19 protein-coding genes and 2 tRNA genes are annotated in these 18,860 nt (G+C 32.6%); 11 read left to right on the forward strand and 10 right to left on the reverse strand.

Features of this window, described 5'->3' with window-relative positions:
* Window positions 1-354: 354 nt before the first annotated feature.
* The 6 genes from ACQKCJ_RS18035 (at window position 355) to ACQKCJ_RS18060 (ending at window position 5,292) form a co-directional block, all read left to right on the forward strand.
* Window positions 355-948, forward strand: coding sequence for a YceI family protein (locus ACQKCJ_RS18035; RefSeq protein ID WP_427402598.1), 594 nt, complete (start codon window positions 355-357; stop codon window positions 946-948).
* Window positions 949-1,389: 441 nt separating this feature from the next.
* Entirely contained in the window at window positions 1,390-1,959 is a 570-nt protein-coding gene (locus tag ACQKCJ_RS18040; protein ID WP_271336540.1) for a YceI family protein, read from the forward strand.
* 5 nt (window positions 1,960-1,964) lie between these two features.
* Window positions 1,965-3,347 carry a hypothetical protein gene (locus tag ACQKCJ_RS18045; RefSeq protein ID WP_271336541.1) on the forward strand — a complete coding sequence of 461 codons (1,383 nt, stop codon included), beginning with the start codon at window positions 1,965-1,967 and terminating at the stop codon, window positions 3,345-3,347.
* A gap of 5 nt (window positions 3,348-3,352) precedes the next feature.
* Complete coding sequence (locus ACQKCJ_RS18050) at window positions 3,353-3,904, forward strand: hypothetical protein (RefSeq protein WP_271336542.1); 552 nt, start codon at window positions 3,353-3,355, stop codon at window positions 3,902-3,904.
* 267 nt (window positions 3,905-4,171) lie between these two features.
* Window positions 4,172-4,537, forward strand: a complete 366-nt coding sequence (locus ACQKCJ_RS18055) for a hypothetical protein (RefSeq protein WP_271336543.1) — start codon at window positions 4,172-4,174, stop codon at window positions 4,535-4,537.
* A gap of 113 nt (window positions 4,538-4,650) precedes the next feature.
* Window positions 4,651-5,292: an O-methyltransferase gene (locus ACQKCJ_RS18060; RefSeq protein WP_427402599.1), complete on the forward strand. Its 642-nt coding sequence runs from the start codon at window positions 4,651-4,653 to the stop codon at window positions 5,290-5,292.
* A gap of 286 nt (window positions 5,293-5,578) precedes the next feature.
* On the opposite strand, the gene ACQKCJ_RS18065 is transcribed toward ACQKCJ_RS18060, so the two are convergent.
* The 7 genes from ACQKCJ_RS18065 to ACQKCJ_RS18095 form a co-directional block, all read right to left on the reverse strand.
* On the reverse strand, window positions 5,579-6,142 hold the full coding sequence (locus ACQKCJ_RS18065) for a phosphatase PAP2 family protein (protein ID WP_271336545.1): 564 nt from the start codon (window positions 6,140-6,142) through the stop codon (window positions 5,579-5,581).
* Window positions 6,142-6,501 (reverse strand): Sec-independent protein translocase subunit TatA/TatB, encoded by a 360-nt coding sequence (locus tag ACQKCJ_RS18070; RefSeq protein ID WP_427402600.1) that lies wholly within the window; start codon window positions 6,499-6,501, stop codon window positions 6,142-6,144. The genes ACQKCJ_RS18065 and ACQKCJ_RS18070 overlap by 1 nt, the downstream gene beginning before the upstream one ends.
* Window positions 6,502-6,601: 100 nt before the next feature.
* Window positions 6,602-8,845, reverse strand: a complete 2,244-nt coding sequence (locus ACQKCJ_RS18075) for a M1 family metallopeptidase (RefSeq protein ID WP_271336547.1) — start codon at window positions 8,843-8,845, stop codon at window positions 6,602-6,604.
* A gap of 66 nt (window positions 8,846-8,911) precedes the next feature.
* Window positions 8,912-9,418 (reverse strand): DUF6702 family protein, encoded by a 507-nt coding sequence (locus ACQKCJ_RS18080; RefSeq protein ID WP_271336548.1) that lies wholly within the window; start codon window positions 9,416-9,418, stop codon window positions 8,912-8,914.
* Entirely contained in the window at window positions 9,415-10,167 is a 753-nt protein-coding gene (locus ACQKCJ_RS18085; protein ID WP_427402601.1) for a hypothetical protein, read from the reverse strand. The genes ACQKCJ_RS18080 and ACQKCJ_RS18085 overlap by 4 nt, the downstream gene beginning before the upstream one ends.
* Window positions 10,157-10,885, reverse strand: coding sequence for a carboxypeptidase-like regulatory domain-containing protein (locus ACQKCJ_RS18090; protein ID WP_427402602.1), 729 nt, complete (start codon window positions 10,883-10,885; stop codon window positions 10,157-10,159). Before ACQKCJ_RS18090 ends, ACQKCJ_RS18085 begins: the two co-directional genes overlap by 11 nt.
* Window positions 10,872-11,627 (reverse strand): carboxypeptidase-like regulatory domain-containing protein, encoded by a 756-nt coding sequence (locus tag ACQKCJ_RS18095; RefSeq protein WP_427402603.1) that lies wholly within the window; start codon window positions 11,625-11,627, stop codon window positions 10,872-10,874. The genes ACQKCJ_RS18090 and ACQKCJ_RS18095 overlap by 14 nt, the downstream gene beginning before the upstream one ends.
* Before the next feature lie 164 nt (window positions 11,628-11,791).
* Here ACQKCJ_RS18095 and pepE point away from each other — a divergent pair, with 164 nt between their 5' ends.
* Window positions 11,792-12,499 (forward strand): dipeptidase PepE, encoded by a 708-nt coding sequence (gene pepE / locus ACQKCJ_RS18100; protein ID WP_271336552.1) that lies wholly within the window; start codon window positions 11,792-11,794, stop codon window positions 12,497-12,499.
* A gap of 143 nt (window positions 12,500-12,642) precedes the next feature.
* Here pepE and ACQKCJ_RS18105 read toward each other — a convergent pair.
* A tRNA-Gly gene (locus tag ACQKCJ_RS18105) sits at window positions 12,643-12,715 on the reverse strand.
* 105 nt (window positions 12,716-12,820) lie between these two features.
* Window positions 12,821-12,893, reverse strand: a tRNA-Gly gene (locus ACQKCJ_RS18110).
* Between the two features lie 136 nt (window positions 12,894-13,029).
* Between ACQKCJ_RS18110 and ACQKCJ_RS18115 the strand changes: the two genes are divergently transcribed.
* A complete protein-coding gene (locus ACQKCJ_RS18115; protein ID WP_271336553.1) occupies window positions 13,030-13,467 on the forward strand; it encodes a GNAT family N-acetyltransferase in 438 nt (145 codons plus the stop codon).
* 1 nt (window position 13,468) lies between these two features.
* Window positions 13,469-15,055, forward strand: coding sequence for a L,D-transpeptidase family protein (locus tag ACQKCJ_RS18120; protein WP_427402604.1), 1,587 nt, complete (start codon window positions 13,469-13,471; stop codon window positions 15,053-15,055).
* Here ACQKCJ_RS18120 and ACQKCJ_RS18125 read toward each other — a convergent pair.
* Complete coding sequence (locus tag ACQKCJ_RS18125; RefSeq protein ID WP_271336555.1) at window positions 15,044-15,766, reverse strand: murein L,D-transpeptidase catalytic domain family protein; 723 nt, start codon at window positions 15,764-15,766, stop codon at window positions 15,044-15,046. The genes ACQKCJ_RS18120 and ACQKCJ_RS18125 overlap by 12 nt on opposite strands.
* Before the next feature lie 626 nt (window positions 15,767-16,392).
* Here ACQKCJ_RS18125 and gpmI point away from each other — a divergent pair.
* Together gpmI and ACQKCJ_RS18135 are read left to right on the forward strand one after the other, a co-directional pair.
* Window positions 16,393-17,910, forward strand: coding sequence for a 2,3-bisphosphoglycerate-independent phosphoglycerate mutase (gene gpmI / locus ACQKCJ_RS18130; RefSeq protein WP_271336567.1), 1,518 nt, complete (start codon window positions 16,393-16,395; stop codon window positions 17,908-17,910).
* Between the two features lie 269 nt (window positions 17,911-18,179).
* Window positions 18,180-18,851 carry a TetR/AcrR family transcriptional regulator gene (locus ACQKCJ_RS18135; protein WP_427402605.1) on the forward strand — a complete coding sequence of 224 codons (672 nt, stop codon included), beginning with the start codon at window positions 18,180-18,182 and terminating at the stop codon, window positions 18,849-18,851.
* The last annotated feature ends 9 nt before the right edge of the window (window positions 18,852-18,860 follow it).

Consider the following 18,860-nt stretch of genomic DNA (forward strand, 5'->3'; position numbering starts at 1 on the left):
AACCAATAAAATTTTGAAAGACTAATTAATTTTTTAAATGCGAATTGAATCTTAAAAAATGATCCAAAAATGCTTCTCTGCACCAAAAACAAAAAACAAGGCAGTTAATTATTAAACAAAAGAAGAATTAACTATCAAAACAGACATTTAAAGTAATACATTTACCACAAAATTATCCAACCACAAATTACTCCTCATTTTTGTATAAAAATCATCAACATGATTTTTATCATTCCATTTTCAATGTTTGCACAATAAATTTGATCTCAGAAATCAAATTCAAATTATGATTCTATAAAAACTATTGAATTATAAACTTCTTCATTCATCTGATTAACCTATTACAATATCAAAATGAGAGCAATTAAATCAATTTTATTGACGGTGATTTTTACAACATTTTCACTACACACACAAGCACAAAGAAATTATACTGTAGCAAAATCAACTTTTGAAGTTTCGGGAACTTCAAACATACACGACTGGGTAATGAAATCTACAGAAGGTAGCGGAACAGCAAACCTGACAGCTAATGATTCTAAACTAATTAATATAAACGGTCTGACTATTACGCTATTAGTAGAAAGCATAAAAAGCAGCAAAACAAGTATGGATGATGTAGCCTATGTTACAATGGAAACTAAAACATACAAAAATATCAAGTACGTTTTAAAATCTGCTTCTAAATTAAATGAAACAACCTGGAACCTAACAGGAACTTATACTATTGCAGGAACAAGCAAAGAATACAAAACTCAGGTTAATGTAATTGCCAGTAATGGAAATTTTATCCTTAAAGGATCTAACCAAATAACTTTTGCTGATTTTGGAATGTCTACTCCAACAGCAGCTCTTGGAGTTGTCAGAGCCGGAAAAGAACTAACTGTAATTTTCAACATTACTTTAAATGATCCTGCCAAAAATGATAATAATTTAGTTATTAAATAGTATTTAAATACTTCAATCATTTATTCTAAATATTGAACTTAATCCCCTCATAAAAACAGAAAACTACTATATCTTATTTATAGTAAAAGCTACACAAGGAACAGGTATTTTATTAAAAGCAGAAAAATTATAGCAATAATTTTTCTGCTTTTTTTTTGACTAAAAAGTTCCGAAAATCTGTAATTATTCAAAAATGATTCTACTCTGTTTAAAACTATTCTAAGTTTTTAACCTTTTTAAGCAGTTTATCAAAAATGCAAACGATGTAGTTAGATAATACAATTTTAATAAAAATTTAACAATGACTTATATCATAATATTCTCTTAATGATCCCTCTAAATTTGATACAAGTTAATAAGGTAAACAATTAGTACTAACTTAAAATTGACTTAAGATTTTATAATTTTTTTTAAACAAACATGACAAAAAACAACAGCATTATGAAAACGACAAGAATAAAACTATTGGCATTAGTGGTTTCTTTTTTAGGAATAACTTCAATTGCAACTGCACAAAGAAATTACACATTAGATAGTAAATCTACATTTTCAGTTTCAGGTACATCAACATTACATGATTGGGAAATGAAATCAAGTTCAGCAACAGGAACTGCAAACCTGACAATCACAAACTTTAAACTAACTGAGATAGAATCGCTATCTATAACTCTTTTAGCAGAAAGTATTAAAAGCGAGAAAAAAAGCATGGACAAAGTAGCGTATGAAACTTTAAAAACCGACAAGAATAAAAGCATTAAATATGTTCTTAAATCTGCCGAAAAAGTAAACGAAACTACTTGGGAACTAACCGGGACTTATACAATTGCCGGAGTCAGCAAAGTACTTAAAACGACTGTAAAAACAACTGTAACAAAAGAAGGTCTGAACATACAGGGAACAAACAAAATCACTTTTACTGATTTTGGGATGAAATCTCCAACCGCAATGTTAGGCACCATCAAAACAGGTCAGGATTTGACTTTAAAATTTAATTTAAACTTTAATATATAATTATCATGAAAAAAATCTATCTACTATTTATAGCATTAGCAAGCACGTTTGCGGCAAATGCACAGCTTAGCTTTGGACATATTCAGAACCAGGTTCCTCGCGATCAAAGAGCTATCAATGTATTCGACGTTAGAAAAGATACAACTGCATATAAAGGTATTAGTGTTGACATAGGTGGTGCATTTGCATTACAATTTCAAGCTATAAATTCGTTCAATCACCAAGGAGATTTTACGGGAACACCAAATGCCGGATACAGATTAAACAATCTGACTAACGATTTTAATTTACCTAATGCTAATATGACAATAGGTGCACAATTAGCAGATGGGGTACGTGTAAATCTAGACCTTTATCTTGCTTCGAGACACCACCATGAGACTTGGGTACAAGGTGGATACTTACAAATTGATAAGTTAGATTTCATTAAAAAAGGTCTTCTTGAAGATGTTATGAAATATACTACCATCAAGATAGGTCAAATGGAAAACAATTATGGTGATGCGCACTTTAGAAGAAGTAATAACGCTTATACTATCACAAACCCTTTTATTGGCAATAATATCATGGATGCTTTTACTACTGAAATGGGAGCTGAAATTTACTATAACAGAAGCGGTTTTGTAAGTATGATTGGAGTAACAAACTCTAAATTAAATCAAAACGTACAAGAAATTATTCCTGGACCTACTACTGCAATTACTCCAGATCAAAATACGACTGTCAGCCCTACGATTTTGGCTAAACTAGGTTGGGACAAACAAGTTGATACTGATTTAAGAATCAGACTTACCGGATCTTATTATCATACAGCAAACTCAAGCGGAAACTTATATTCTTCAGACAGAGCAGGAAGCCGTTTTTATAGTGTTATGACTCACGCCGGTACAATTGGTTACCCAGCTAGTAATATTTTAGATTCTGAAAGTAATAAAGATACCGGGAGATTTAATCCGGGATTTGGCAACTGGGCTACATCATATATGATCAACCCGTTTGTAAAATATAAAGGTTTTGAATTCTTTGGTACTCTTGAATTTGCTTCAGGAGGTGATTATAAAGGAACAGATGATACACGTAATGTCAACCAATATGTTGGAGATTTAGTATACCGTTTTGGAAGCCACGAAAATTTATATGTTGGTGCTAAATACAACTTAGTAGATGGTAAATTAAGAAATAGTGATGCTGAGGCTGTTCAGGTAAACAGATTTGAAGCTGCAGCAGGTTGGTTTATGACTAAAAATATTTTGGCAAAACTTTCATACGTACAACAGAATTACAAAAACTACCAACAGTTTGGAAACGTAGGCGGAGTTTCAATGCCAAATGATTTTTACGGAGGAAAATTTGAAGGACTAATGTTTGAAGCGACAATTTCATTCTAAAAAAGATGAACACAAGATTTTCAATCTTAATTATGGGTTTAGCAGTTTTATTTTTTTTCGGAAGTGCTAAACCCACTTTTTCAGCAGAAGATACAATCTTGGTAATAAATAAAGTTAAAATAGAAATTACCGGAGTATCTACAGTAGGCAAATACAATTGTTCGAATACATTTTTGAAGAGAGATACCCTTTTTTTGAATTCAAACAAAAAAAATATCTTTAATACTGAAATCAAAATGTCTCAATTTGATTGTGGAAACAAAATCATGACTAAAGATTTACAGGGAACTGTAAAAATTAAACAATTCCCTAACAGTACTGTAACGATCACAGATGTAAAACCATTTGGTAAAAATTACAAATGTAACCTTACCTTTTTAATCACTAATAAAACACTTAAATACAAAGATTTCATATTATACGGCTCTGATAATAATATTCATGGATCACTTGATTTAAATTTTTCTGATATTGAGTTACAAGCGCCCGTTAAAATGGCCGGCTTAATAAAAGTCAGAGATGAAATCGTAATTAATTTTAGTTTATATAAAAACTAAAGGATTACAAATCTTCTGTTTTTTTTTAAAATATTTTCATGTTTTTTTTATTTAATACCCTGAAAAGGTACCTCAGTTTGAGGTACCTTTTTGATTTAGAAAAAAAACGAAACTATAATTTTATGTTTATAAAAACTTGGCACGAGAATTGCCTAGCTCTTAAAAGAAAAATAATCTTACAAAGAGCTCAATCATTTTTAAATATGTATCTTTATTTTTCAGCTTTATAACCTTTTAATTTTAATAACCTTAAAAAAATCAATTATCATGAAAAAACAAATTCTAAGCTTAGCTGTTATCGCTTTATTGGCATTCGCTGTTCAATCTTGTAAAAAAGAAGAACCAAAATTAACAGAAGAAGAATTAACTCTTGGAAACAAAGTTGATACTTTGGCAACAGACGTTAAAGAAATCAAGGACAGCGCGGTAACCAAAACTGAAGGTGCTGCACAAGACGTTAAGGATGCTACTAAAAAAGCAGCCGATGATGTTGAAAACGCTGCTAAAAAAACGGCTACTGACGTAAAAGACGCTACAAAAAAAGGCGCTGAGAAAGTAGAAAATGCTGCTAAAGTTGCTAAAGACGGAACAGTAAAAACTGCTAAAGAAGTTAATGAAGCTTTGAAAAAGTAATTTCTCTTAAAATTCAAAATTGAACCACTCGTTACAACGGGTGGTTTTTTTTTATGCAAAAAAGTGAAGGAATATTTTTTGTATTTTTACAATCAAATTTAGAAGACTACAACATGCATTTTATATCACAAGAACTAGAAGACTATATCGAACAACATTCTGAAAACGAGCCGGAATTATTAGCGAAACTAAACAAAGAAACTTATCAGAAAATACTTTTGCCAAGAATGTTAAGCGGACATTTTCAGGGACGTGTTCTCAGTATGTTGTCTAAATTGATTCGTCCGGTGAATATTCTTGAAATTGGTACTTATACAGGCTATGCTGCCTTGTGTTTGTGTGAAGGAATGCAAGAAAGCGGGCAATTGCATACTATTGATATTAAAGAAGAATTGGTTGATTTTCAGAGAAAATATTTTGACGCTTCGCCTTGGGGAAAACAAATTTTTCAGCATTTAGGAGAAGCTGTTACTATTATTCCAAATCTGGATGTGAAATTTGATTTAGTTTTCATAGACGCTGACAAAGAAAACTATCTGAATTATTGGGAAATGATTGTTCCTAAAATGAATAAGGGCGGAATCATTTTATCTGATAATGTTTTATGGAGCGGTAAAATCCTTGAACCTGTTCATCCCAATGATGTGAGTACAAAAGTACTTTTAGAATATAACTTGCTTTTGAAAAATGATCCCAGAGTAGAGACGGTCTTATTACCAATTCGTGATGGTTTGACGGTTAGTCGGGTGCTTTAGTCATCATCTTGTTCAGTTCACACAAGAAACTCGACAAAGATTGGCGAATATCTGAACGGAAATACTAGTGTGATCTCTCCTTCGTCGAGATGACAAACTTTGTGGTTACTTCTCTATTTACCCATTCTTTAACTTAATGATATTGTTCTTTAACCAGAGGTAAATAGATCGAATTAAAAAAGGCTTTAGCCAAAACGTAACGTTTTGGCTAAAGCCTTTTATTTTGTTTTGAATTCCCAGCTCTCCGGTTAAGGCAGAAGACGATTCAATAAATAACTCCTAAAAATTACCCTGGAAAATATTGAGGTTTTAGTTTTCTGTAAACCAAATAAATCAAAAATCCGAAAAGTGCTCCAAAGAAATAACCTGTAAGGATGTCTCCCGGATAATGCAATCCTAAGTAAATTCTACTGTAAGCAAAAATTAACGGCCATAAAAACAAGAATCCTAAATACTTGAAATGGCGTTTTAGAACCAGAAACAAGAAAGTAGCAACTGCCATTGTATTCGCTGCATGTCCTGAAAAGAAACTATATGATTTTCTGACTTGAACTACACGAATAAACGAATTGATTTCGGGATTATTACAAGGACGCAAACGCTGAAAAGTGTATTTAAACAAATTCGTTGCCTGATCTGTAAAAGCAATCAAAACCGCGATAAACAGTAGTAAATATAAGGTTTGCTTTCCCCCTATTTTTTTATAAATAAGATAAAACAACAGTATGAAAAATGGGGTCCAATATAACTGATTGGTGATTATAAGCCAAAGTTTATCGTATGTTTCAGAACCTAAACCATTAAGATATACCAAGAGACTGGTATCTAATTCTTTTATTTTTTCGAGCATTACATTTGGCGTTTTACAGGTCCTGAGATAGAATCAATATCTTCTTTTACTTTATCTATTTCTGTGGTCGTATCACCTAACAAATTTGAAGTTAGATTTGTAGTATCTCCTAACAGGTTCGTTTTGGCATCATTAATCTGAGCATTGATATTACCTGTTATACTATTCAGAGAATTGGCATCAAGGCCATTCGCTTCAGCTCCTTTTTGAATTTCGCTTTTAATATCGTTGGTTGCATTTTTTAATTGCGCCATTGCTTTACCCATTGTGCGGGCAATTTCAGGCACTTTGTCTGAACCAAAAAGCATTAACACTATAAACAGTATAAAAACTAATTCTCCTCCTCCTATACCAAACATATCTTTTATTTTTGTGTGTTACAAAGATATTAAATTTTGCAACTGACAACTTTAAAATTTACTTAAAAAAAAAAGACTCTTTTCAGAGTCTTTAAGTGTATTATTGATCAAATTTTGATTTCACTTCAACTTTTGGCCAGGAGTTATTGGTTACATCAATATCTGCTGTCATTAATTTTGGATCTATCTGAATGCTTTTTATTGCTTTTGAAGTTGCATAAACTTTCTTAGCTGTATCATTATTTTTTCTCCAGATTTGGGCCGGATATTGATAATTATCTTTCGTTCCGTCTTCATAGGTAATTTCAACAATAATTGGCATAATCATTCCGCCCGGCTTGTTAAATTCTACTTCATAGAAATATTTAGGCGTTTTAATTTCTGCTTTTTCCTCAGCAGTAAAAGTCTCATTGATATAATCCGCCAATGGCTTTACATCTTCAACTTTTAATGGCTTTTTCTTAGACGCATTTACCTCAGCATTATCTCCGGCAACTAAATACACGAATGGTCCTTTCTCAAAACCAAAACGTCCTTTTCTCACCTTTACATCTTTAATATCAGCTGTTGGAGTATCAGAAACGTAGTATTGTTTTACATCTTTGATTCCTATATCTACAAAATCAGTTGAATAAAACCAGCCTCTAAAAAACCAGTCTAAATCTACTGCCGAAGCATCTTCCATAGTTCTAAAGAAATCCTCAGGAGTTGGATGTTTAAATTTCCATCTGTTTGCATATGTTTTAAAAGCATAATCAAACAATTCTCTTCCCATTACTACTTCTCTTAAAATATTAAGACCTGTAGCGGGTTTTCCGTAGGCATTATTTCCAAATTGATGAATCGTTTCAGAGTTTGACATAATTGGCTCTAAAAACTTTTGGTCTCCGCTCATATAAGGAACAATATTTTTTGCAGGACCACGTCTTGAAGGAAAATTTGGATCTAATTCCTGTTCTGCAAGATATTCTAAAAACGAATTTAAACCTTCGTCCATCCAGCTCCATTGACGCTCATCTGAGTTTACAATCATTGGAAAGAAATTATGTCCTACTTCGTGAATTACCACACCAATCATTCCGTTTTTAATCTCTTTACTAGTTACTCCATTTTCGTCAGGACGACCAAAATTCCAACAAATCATTGGATATTCCATCCCCTGATCTTCTGCAGAAACTGATACTGCTTTTGGATAAGGATAATCGAAAGTACGAGCTGAATAACTTCTTAAAGTATGCGCCACAGTCATGGTCGAAGTTTCTCCCCAAAGCGGATTTGCTTCTTTTGGATAAACAGATTCAGCCATTACCACTTTATTTCCAATCTTTACGGCCATTGCATCGTAAATAAACTTTCTTGAAGAAGCAATTCCAAAATCACGTACATTTTTAGCACTAAATTTCCATGTTTTTTTCTTATCAGAAAAACCTTTTTCCGCTGCCTCAGCTTCAGCTTGTGTTACAATTACAACGGGTTTATCAAATGATTTCTGAGCCTGTTCGTAACGTTTTACCTGTTCTGGCGTAAAAACTTCACTTCTGTTTGTCAGTTCTCCCGTAGCATCAATTACGTGATCCGCAGGAACTGTAATATTTACATCAAAATTACCAAATGGTAATGCAAATTCTCCGCTTCCCCAGAACTGCATATTTTGCCAGCCTTCAACATCATTGTAAACGGCCATTCTTGGATAAAACTGAGCAATTACATATAATTTATTTCCGTCTTTCTCAAACGATTCATAACCGGAACGTCCGCCACCTTCTTTTCTGTAATTATTAATATTGTACCACCATTTTATAGCCATCGAAATTTTCTCTCCTGGCTTTAATGGAGTAACCAGATTAATACGCATCATGGTTTCGTTGATTGTATAAGACATTGGGTTGCCTTTTGCATCCTTAACATATTCAATATTAAAACCGCGTTCTAAATCTTTTTTCAAATATTTACCTGAGAAACTTTCAAGAGGCAAAACCTGATTAATTTTTTCACTTTCTGCAAGTGATGTCTGGGTCTTTGCCTTTGCCTGATTCTGATCTAACTGAATCCACAGATAATCTAAACTATCCGGAGAATTGTTTGAATAGGTGATTACCTCAGAACCATTTATTTTTGAATTTTTATCATCTAATTCAATATCAATTTTATAATCTGCCTGTTGTTGATAATACGCCGGTCCCGGAGCTCCAGATGCTGTACGAAACATATTAGGCGTTGCTAGCAAATCATACATTTGACTGAATTTGTTAGTATCGTATTTCCCTTGCTGTTTTGGAGCAACTGTTTTGTCCTGAGCGATTAAAATCGCAGGAAAAATCAATAATAATGAAAGTTTTTTCATAAATTTTTAATGGTAATTTTGTCAGGTTGTGAAAATAATAATTAAAACAATATTTTTACCTATTATTTAATACTTTAACACTTCTTTTCTTGAAGATTCTGTAAAGAGAACACTCTTTTTAGTTCCAAATGCTGTAATATGTGTAATGTTTTGCTGTTCAGCGTTCCAATCGACCAAAACAGTATTTGAAATTTCGATTGTTTTAAACTTACTAATGTCTGTTATTCTGGAATAACAAACCAAAACATCTCCTGCCTCAACTTCTTTAGATAAAAAAGTAATGGGCTTTGACTGACCGTTTATTTTTATAGTAAAATTTTCAGCGAGATATCTCTTCAACAAATCAACATCAGCCTGAGTTTCCTTATCAGTTCCCACGAATGTTTTTTGATGGTATTTCTTTTCCATTCCATTATTCAAATCGTCGATAAAAATTCGAGCAGTGATTTGAATCATTTTTTTCTCAGCGGCATAATTGACCTGAAAAACTCCCATATAAAATTTATGGAATGAAAAAGCAGAAAGCGATAAAAATAATATCCCTACCAGAGGATAAATTAATCTATTTTTCATTTTCCGGAAACACTCACTTTTTTGAATTCTTTATTTTTAGTAATTAAAAAATCCATTAGTTCAAATTTTTGTTCAGGATCAAGATGCTTTTTTGACTCTGCATCATTTGAGCAATACATCAAAAACAATTCGATCTCATCCTCTTTTAACCCCAATGTATTGGTAAAAAAATCAGGTTTGAAATTTGCTCTTGAATATTCTATAAAGGCCATATCAGATATAGTCTCTTCTTTTACTTCGTCATTTTTAGAGAGTAATTTTTTAACATCTTTAAAAATACGTACAAAATCAGTTCCATATTTAATAGTCTGATCAGAATACATTGCTATATTTTTTGCCGTAGACTGCTGATCATCTTCAAACTGCATATCAACAATTTTTTGCGAATTGCCACTAAGTGCTTTTACTTTTAGATCTTTATGAACCAAAACTTCTTTAAGTTCGTTGCTTACCAAAGTCAGGGACACTGCAAAAAGAACTTCTGCACAATCTTTCTCTGTTAAAACAATCTTTTTTGACTGAAATGCCAAACCTGTAAACAACAAAGTATCTTTAGGTTTTGCCATAATATCAAATAATCCGTTTGTCCCAATAAAGGTTCTGATATTTGCATTTACATTCAATACATAACCACTTTCGATCGCCAGAGTTTTATTTACTGCCTGACCATGTAGAGGTTTCCTTCCATTTTGCCCAAGTATAATTTGACAAAATAAGCACACAACGAGTATTCCTAGTTTATTTTTCATTTTCGAGAATTGTTAGATATTTCCTTGCTAAATCTGTTATTAAAAACATACTCATTGTTTTGTTTTTCGTATCCAAAGATACGGCAAATTCAGCATCATCTACACAATATAATTGAAATCCTTTGATATCAGCCACCGGAATTCTCAATCTATTCGTATAATAATTCTCATCAAAAAGGTATTCTATTTTTCGAAAAAGCATCTCTTTTTTCTCGACGTTTACCTCTTTTTTAAGCATTGCAGTTCGTCCGGAAATTGCATTAAGTAACTTATCTACAGAAGTTGAAGTTGCTGTATACACTTTTCTTTCTGCGGCTGTATATTTTTTTTGACCATAAGGAATTACACCCAAATTCTCAGCTGTAATATTTGCATTTTCGTTTACAACAACCTCTTTCAATTCTATTTCTTTAGCGTTCATTTTGATCACAATAGAACTTGAATTTATATCTTCAATTTTAATACGGCGTTTAACAGGATCTAAATTTACTGCCGAAAAAACCAGCACATCGCCTTCTTTTACAACAATAGAAAATATCCCGCTAACATCTGAAACTGCCGTAACCTGTGTTGTATTATTAATAATATTTACGCCTTCAACATTAGAGGACTGCTCAAAGATTTGTCCGGTAATTTGTTTTGAAACTACATTTTGACCAAAACCTACCTGAACAATGAGCAAAAGAAAAAGTATTTGTAATGTGTTATTTATTTTCACGTGCAATTATTTCTTTATATTTTACTGCCAATTCTGCTAACAAAAACTCTGTCGAGGTTTTATTCTTGGAATTTAAAATTGCGGTAAACTTATCATTATCGACTGCATAATATTCAAATCCTTTTACATACTCTAAAGGAATTTGTAATCGATCAATAAAATGCTCGAGCGTAAACATACGCTCTAAAAGCTTCATAAAAAACTCTTTTTTCTCGACAGCTACTTCTTTTTTCAACATTGCCGTACGTCCTGAGAACATATTCAGCAAAGGATCCATCGAAGCAGAACCTCCCAATCCTACATGAGCATCTAAATCAGTTGCTGTACGTAATTTTCTCTCCGCCTCTGTATATGATTTTTGTCCGCTTGGAATAATACCCAACGAAACAGCATTAATACCACTGTAATTTTTAATTACAACTTCCTGCAATTGATGCATAACCATACCCAATTTTACGGTGAAATTGATATCTGAAAAATTTTCAGGTGTTAACAGCACTTTGTTTTCTTTAAATTGTATCGACGAAAAAACAAGTGTTTCTCCCGGTTTAGCTGCGATCGAAAAACCACCCAAATCATCTGTTGCAGTCATAACTTCTGTTTGAGTATTAATCACATAAACTCCTGCCAAATAAGATGCGTTCGAGGTTATCCGACCATTTATCATAGTACGATCCTCACTTTGAGACCACCCAGCCTGACTCATGAAAAATATCAAAACACATAGAACTTTATCAATCAAAATAGCAAAAATTTAGTTTTGTTCTTAAAAATGTAAAAATATCTTAATGCACTCCAAATTTAGTATTAATGACTTGGTAAAAATATGTTAATTAAACCTTGTTTAATTTCTCTGAAAAAAGAGTTTTTAATACCTTTAACGTACACAATCTGAGTTTAAATTTTATGAAAAGCATTATCATTGCCAGCACTTCTACCCTTCATGAAGGCAGCTATTTAGAATACCTGTTACCTACTTTGCAATTGCATTTTAAAAACTGCAAAAGCATCTTGTTTATCCCTTTTGCACGACCTAGTGGTATTTCGCATGACGAATACACTAAAAAAGTTGCAGAGGCATTTGCTACAATAAATATTTCTGTAAAAGGAATTCATGAATTCGAAAACGCCGAAAGCGCCATAAAAGATGCTGAAGGAATATTTACCGGCGGAGGAAATACTTTTTTACTGGTTACCCAATTATACAAACATAATATCATGCAGCTCCTTTCGGAAACGGTAAAAAACGGAACTCCATATTTAGGAACCAGCGCCGGAAGCAACATTTGCGGTTTATCAATGCAAACTACGAATGACATGCCCATCATTTATCCTCCAAGTTTTCAAACATTAGGATTAATCCCTTTTAATTTAAATCCGCATTATCTAGATGCCGATTCACAATCTAAACATATGGGGGAAACGAGAGAAACGCGTATCAAGGAATTTCACGCTTTTAACGCAATTCCGGTTTTAGGTTTAAGAGAAGGAAGCTGGCTTGAAGTAAAAGGAAACAAAATTACTTTGAAAGGAAATCTACCGGCTCGTTTGTTTTTGCAAAATGAAATACCGAAAGAATTAGAAACAGAAAGCGATTTAAGCGTATTAAAATAATTTATTGACCATATAAGTTATATAAGCTCATTTAAAGAAATTGGAAATTCCAAAATCAGAAATTCCAATTTATATAAAACTTATAATAACTTATATGGTTTAAAACAAAAAATCCCCAAACAAATTGTTTGAGGATCTTGAAGAGCGAAAGACGAGGCTCGAACTCGCGACAACCAGCTTGGAAGGCTGGAGCTCTACCAACTGAGCTACTTTCGCATTAACCGGGTGCAAATATAAACAATTAAATCATTAAAAAAAATAAAATTCAATAATTATTTAGTTTGATAAAAAAACCGAAACATTTAAGTTCCGGTTTTTTAGAGCGAAAGACGAGGCTCGAACTCGCGACAACCAGCTTGGAAGGCTGGAGCTCTACCAACTGAGCTACTTTCGCATTACCGTGGTGCAAATATAAAAAATAAGTCAAGTTAAAAACAAGCTTTTTTGCAAAAAAAATCAATTAAAATCAACAATTATTTATAACTTATTTAAAACTAAAAAGTTATAGAGTCAATTATTTTTCAAGAAACATGAATATTATTAAAGAAATACCTTCAAAAGAAACTTATATCGTCCGCCAGCCTGTTCTTCGAAAAGGAAAACCCATAGAAAGTTGCACTTTTGAAGGAGATGATCTGAAAACAACACACCATTTTGGATTATTTGATGATGAAAATTTAACAGGAATTATTTCGTTATTCGATAAAATCAATCCTATCTTTGCCGAAAAAAATCAAGCTCAGATTCGCGGGATGGCAGTTTTAGAAACCTACCAGAAAAAAGGATTTGGAGAAACTTTAGTTAAATATTGCGAAACCTACTGCATAACTAACAAAGTCGATTTGATTTGGTTTAACGCCAGAACTACAGCTGTAGGTTTTTATAAAAAGATGAATTACCAGCCCCAAGGTGAACCATTTGAAATTAAAGACGTTGGCGAACACTATCTAATGTTTAAAAAATTATAGAATGAACAAACTTTACTTCTTATTAGTAATATGCATTTTTATTGGCTGTAAAAAAGAGACGCCAAAAATTATTCCTGCTGTGGTTAAAAAAACCGCACCGGCAATCATACTCACTGATGAAAGAAAAGTACAAATAGACACTACGCTGTTAGGCACTTTTAAGAGCGAGACATTAAAGCAATTTTATAATTCATCTGAAAACACAACAGTTTGGGGCAACCTAAAGAAGAGAACCTACGTTTTATCTCAGCTGTTAAAAGCGGAAGAACTAGGTTTAAACCCGGAAGATTATAAGGCTTCGAAACTAAAAAAGTTCGAAGAGAGAATCAATAACCTAAGTGATATTGACCTTGCTACTTATGACATATTACTAACTTATAATTTTGAAAAATACCTGAACCATCTTTATAAAGGAAAATTAAATCCTAAAAAACTATACACGGATTGGGATCTGGACGAGAAAACGTTTGATGTTAATACTGTTCTTATAAAGGCTTTTAATAAAAACAAATTAGACAGTGTTGTTGACAACATCCAATCAAAGGCATATACTTACAAACAGTTGTTAAAGGCGCTTGAAATTATAAATACTTTTCCGGATGACAACGTCAAAACTATTGAGGCCACAGAAAAAATAACCTTAAAAGACACTAATTCGGCTTTAATAAACATAAAAAAGAGACTTATCTATTGGCAAGACATGCCTGCAAAAGACAGCCTGACGAAGATTTATGATCAAAAAACATTCGAATCGGTCAAAAAATTCCAGGAAAGACATGGCTTAGCTTCTGATGGAGTTATAGGTATAGGAACTATAAATGCCTTAAACTATTCTAAAGAAAAAAGAAAGCAGCAAATTATTGCCAATATTGAACGCTGGAGATGGTACACCAATGAATTAGCCGAAAATTATTTCATCATTAACATCCCTGACTATAGCCTAAATGTTGTCGAAAGCCAGGATACTACTCTGGTTCGAAATATTGTTGTGGGAACCAGCAAAAGGAAGACTCCTATTATAACATCGACGTTACGAACTGTTGTTTTTAACCCGACATGGACTGTTCCGCCAACAATTTTAAAAGAAGATGTTGTTCCGGCCATGAAACGAAATCGTAACTATTTAGCGAATAAAAACATTACCATTTATGATACTGCCGGAAATGTTGTTGATCCAAATTCGTGGAATGAAAACAAACCCGGAAATTATCGTTATATTCAAAGTCCCGGCTACAATAACGCCTTGGGATTAATGAAAATTCTTTTCCCGAATAACCATAGCGTTTATTTGCATGATACCAACCACAGAAACAATTTTGGAAGAAATAACAGATCATTAAGTTCAGGATGTGTTCGTGTCGAAAATCCGTTGGAACTGGCAGAACATATTTTAGATGATTCTGAAAAATGGTCAAAAGACAGGATTGATACTATAATCGCTTCAAAAAAGACGACAAGTATCAGAATTACAAAAAAATACGCTTTATATCAATGGTACTGGACGGCATGGAGCAAAAAAAATCAGCTCATTTTCAGAGCTGATATTTATAATCTGGATTCGGATTTGTATGCTAAATTAAGAAATTAGCTTTTCTTCCATCGCAAAACTTCTTGATGGATGGTAGATATACAAACACGATTTATTTTTTATAGTCTCGATTATCTCATCAGTCAATTCAACCGGAATTGCCGGACAACCCTGACTTCTGCCTAATCGCTTATTGTCTCTTATAAAAGAATCCGAAACATAATCAGCACCATGTATTACAACAGCTCTTTCGCGGGCATGATCGTTAACACCTCTTTCTAAACCGTCTAATCGCAATGAAGCACCATGTTTTCCCTGATAAATCTCTCCTGTTGCATAAAAACCTAAACTGCTTTTATAAGATGAATTTGAATTTGAAAAATCAGATGCAAATTCTTCTCCGGTATTTCTTCCGTGAGCAACTAAAGAATTAAACAAAACAGTATTAGTTGCGAGATCAATTACCCAAAGACGCTTGATGTTTGATGACAGACTAAAGTCTATTAACGTCAAAATATCTTTTTGAACAACTCCTCTTTCTTTCAACAGATAAAACCCTTTTAAGGCTTCTGAAAAAGTTCTAAGTTCTGGCAAATTAAAATTGTTGGACTTTAGGGTATGATAAACATTTTCGATTTTAGCTTCGACTGTAAATTTCTCTACTTTAGCGATACTTTTAGTCGATGCTTCTTTAATGTCTGGGGTGTTATTTGAATCTTTACCAAAAGATAACAGCAAAAACACCAATAGTGGATAAATTTTGTAAATCATTGAATTTCTTTAGGTTAATAATAAATTTGGGTAAGGCAAAAGTATAAAAAAAATATACTTGACCAAATATATGTCTGTAAATCAGGGCTTTTTTGATTAAACTTTAACAAAATCAAAGTATTTAATTAGCATTTAGACGAAAAAACGAATATTTTTGTAAGATATTTACTTATCATAAAAATCAAAACGTTTTTGATCATTTTCCTAAGAAAAACATAACGAATATGAATTATTACAGCAAAAACTGCAAAAATTTGAAAAACTAATATTTGTAACGATTAAAAGTATAATTTTATTATAATGGGTATTAATAAAAATTTATTTTAAGTAATCTTTCCTCTTTTTATTTCCATTTACACTTCGCTTTCGAGTACTACAAATGCTGCTTTATCAACAACATTATTTATCAATGATTATATTTTCTTGCCAGAATAAATATTCAATAACTATAAATAAGATTAAAAACAAGATTAGAATGGCGGTGTGTGCTGAATTAATTTTAAAAAATAAAGACTTCTATAATCAATTTATTATTTTTTAATACACTTCATTTTATTAAGCATAATTGTAACAATGCATTCTTTCAAATTTTAGAAATGGCTTATCTTTGTAAAAAACTAAAAATGATGAACAAGAAAGTAATACTTATGATTTTAGACGGTTGGGGGAAATCTCCTGACCCTAAAGTATCTGCAATAGACAATGCAAACGTTCCTTTTATAAACAGTCTTTATCAAAATTACCCAAGCGCACAACTTAGAACTGACGGATTAAATGTTGGTTTACCTGAAGGTCAAATGGGAAACAGCGAAGTGGGTCACATGAATCTTGGTGCCGGAAGGATTGTATATCAGGATTTAGCCAAAATAAACTTAGCGGTGGCGCATCAAACACTTGCAAAAGAGCAGGTACTGGTTGATGCTTTTACTTATGCTAAAGAAAACAATAAGAAAGTGCACTTTTTAGGATTAGTTTCTGATGGTGGTGTTCACTCTCACACATCTCACTTACGCGGACTAATTGACGCTTCTCAAGAATATGGTTTAAAAGATGTTTTTATTCATGCTTTTACTGATGGTCGTGATGTTGACCCAAAATCAGGAGCTAAATACATTCATGATTTAGAAGAACATATTAAAGATACTCCTGTAAAAATTGCATCGATCATTGGCCGTTATTACGCAATGGACCGTGACAAACGTTGGGAGCGTGTAAAATTAGCTTATGACTTAGTTGTAAATGCAATTGGAACTCCTTCTAAAAATGCAGTTGCAAGTATGCTTGACAGTTATGCTCACGATGTTACTGATGAATTTATTGCTCCAATTGTAATGGTTGATGAACAAGAAAAACCATTAGCTACAATTGTTGAAGGCGATGTGGTGATTTTCTTTAATTTTAGAACTGATAGAGGTCGTGAACTTACAGAAGCGCTTTCGCAACAAGACTTTCACGAGCAAAACATGCACAAGTTAAACTTGTATTATGTAACGCTTACTAACTACGACGAAACGTACAAAAACGTAAAAGTAGTTTACAATAAAGATAATATCACTGAAACTCTTGGTGAGATTTTAGAAAAAGCAGGTAAAAAACAAATTCGTATTGCCGAAACTGAGAAATATCCGCACGTTACGTTTTTCTTCTCCGGTGGTAGAGAAACTCCTTTTGAAGGCGAATCACGTATTTTAAGAAACTCTCCTAAAGTAGCCACTTACGATTTACAACCGGAAATGAGTGCTTTTGAACTTACCGCTGCTCTTGTTCCTGAATTGAATAAAGGTGAAGTTGATTTTGTTTGTTTGAATTTTGCTAATGGAGACATGGTGGGTCATACCGGAATTATGAGTGCTGCAATTCTTGCCTGCGAAGCTGTTGACGCTTGTGTAAAACAAGTTATCGAAGCTGCTCTTGCCAACGATTATACTACAATTGTAATTGCCGATCACGGAAATTGCGAAACAATGATTAATCCTGATGGAAGCCCAAATACAGCACACACAACAAACCCAGTACCGATTATCCTGGTTGATAAAGAATTAAAAAACATTCAGAATGGTGTTTTAGGCGACATCGCTCCTACTATTTTAGAACTAATGGGAGTTCAGCAGCCAAACGCAATGACTTGTCATTCGTTGTTGTAGAAATTTTTAAGTTTTCAGTCTCAGTTTTCAGTTGCAGTAATTACTGGGAACAACAAAATACACCCGACACGTTTAAAAAAATGTGTCGGGTTTTCTATTTTATAACCTCAAGCAAAAAACCAAAACTATGACTGTGACTGAAAAGAGACTAAAAACCCGAACCAAAAAAAAGCTATTCCAGACAAGAATAGCTTTTTTTTTAAAGAAATAATGATTTAAATCTCATAATTGATAGTATTACTATTATATTTGCTTACAAAATAATTGTTATGGAAATTATACTATCAAATATAAAAATGCAGGTAAACGAAAAGATCTATGTTAAAGATCCGGAAACATCTGTATTGGGAAAAAAAATAATTGAGCAAAGTATCTTTCTTATCGACTCTATTGGTTTTGATAATTTTACCTTTAAAAAATTAGGAGAAAAAATAGGCTCAAATGAGAGTTCTATTTATCGCTATTTCGAAAACAAACACAAATTATTAGTATATTTATCTTCATGGTATTGGAGCTGGATGGAATACAAACTTGTTTTTAGCACTACTAATATTACAGACAAAAAAGAAAAGCTCAAAAAAGCCATCACAATAGTTACTGAGAAGGTAACTAATGACATTTCAACAGATCATATTAACGAAGCAATTTTAAATAAAATAATAATTGCAGAATTTACAAAAACGCTTCATACCAAAGAAGTTGATGAAGAAAACAAGGAAGGTTTTTTTCTAATTTACAAAAGGGTTATCAACAGGGTTGTTGCTATTGTCAAGGAGGTAAATCCTGAATACCCATTTGCAAAATCATTAGTTTCAACAATTGTTGAAGGAAGCCTGCACCAACATTTTCTAACAGATCATTTAAAAACAATTACCGATTGCAATGAAACGGTTACAACGACTCAATTTTACTTAAATCTTGCAGAAAACGTTTTACGCTAATTACAAAAC

Source organism: Flavobacterium sp. NPDC079362, assembly GCF_050267765.1.
In the GTDB taxonomy this organism is placed as follows: Bacteria; Bacteroidota; Bacteroidia; order Flavobacteriales; family Flavobacteriaceae; genus Flavobacterium; species Flavobacterium azizsancarii.